The sequence below is a fragment of the Wolbachia endosymbiont of Drosophila incompta genome, from assembly GCF_001758565.1.
GTDB classification, from domain to species: Bacteria; Pseudomonadota; Alphaproteobacteria; order Rickettsiales; family Anaplasmataceae; genus Wolbachia; species Wolbachia pipientis.
Genome location: NZ_CP011148.1, coordinates 697,221 through 698,382, shown reverse-complemented (window position 1 = coordinate 698,382; position 1,162 = coordinate 697,221). Strand labels below are relative to the sequence as shown.

The 1,162-nt window shown below is 38.2% G+C and carries 1 protein-coding gene and 1 pseudogene; both read right to left on the bottom strand.

Annotation, left to right across the window (positions count from 1 at the left end; translation table 11 throughout):
* A pseudogene (locus tag WG67_RS08395) lies at positions 1 to 240 on the bottom strand (hypothetical protein); the annotation flags it as partial.
* Positions 241 to 323: 83 nt separating this feature from the next.
* Positions 324 to 1,162: YifB family Mg chelatase-like AAA ATPase (locus WG67_RS08390; protein ID WP_458694891.1), on the bottom strand; the 839-nt coding region annotated here is incomplete at its 5' end.

Sequence of the window (1,162 nt, the reverse complement as noted above, 5' to 3'; positions counted from 1 at the left end):
AAGAAACCCAGAAGCTTCTGCTGCACTAACAAAGCCTGCTTTCATATGCATTGCTGTAAAGACAACACTTGCAACTGCAAGCGGAAATAATGCTGTTCTCCCTTTATTATGCATAGCGTACTGACCAGCTCCACCAGCAGCACCAGGAATTCCCCAGTATTTTTCAGCTTGTATATATCCTCCTGAAATAGCATGAAAAATGCCATCCTCTTTTCTATACTCATAATTTGTTAATGCCATAACTCTACTCCTTAAATAGAATGTTAAAATTTCATTAAGGAAGTATATAGTAAAAAAAATTGCCTGTCAAGTAAACTAATTTTTTAATATACCTTTATTCTGTAATTGAGCGCTTCAGCAATGTGTGCTCTTTTTACTTCTTCACTTTTTGCAAGATCTGCAATAGTTCTTGCAACTTTTAATACGCGTGTGTAGCCTCGATTGGAAATGTAATTTTCTTTCAGTACGTATTTTAGCAATTCTAACCCTGCCTGATCTGGTTCAGTAAATTTATTAAATGCTTCACCGCTTACTTCTGAATTGCAACGAATATTTAATTCACTATAGCGCTCAGTTTGAACTTTTCTTGCTGCTATCACTCTTTCTCTTATAATTTTAGTACTTTCTCCCTCCACAGAGATTTCAGGAGAGAGTATGCTAACGTTTGGCATTTCAATGCATATGTCTATTCTATCAAGCAATGGGCCTGATATTTTGTTTTTGTAATCTGTGCCACACTTTGGAGCTTTGTTGCACGATCTGCTTGCATCACCTAAATAACCGCACCTGCAAGGGTTCATTGCAGCTATCAGTTGAAAATTGGCAGGGTAGGTTATGTGAGCATTTGCCCTTGCAACGGTAACTTTTCTATCTTCAAGTGGTTGGCGCAGAGAATCAAGCACGAGTCTTGGAAATTCAGGTAGCTCATCAAGAAATAACACGCCATTGTGAGCCATGGTAATTTCTCCGGGTTTTGCATTCTTTCCTCCTCCTATCATTGCTGGCATGGAACATGAGTGATGAGGTTCACGAAAGGGGCGAGTTACTTTGAATATTTCATTACCAGTTTTTGTTATGCTGGAAATAATATTAACATCAATCATCTCCTGTTCGGTTAAATCAGGCAGCAATCCTATAAAGCGCTTAGCAAGCATTGATTTTC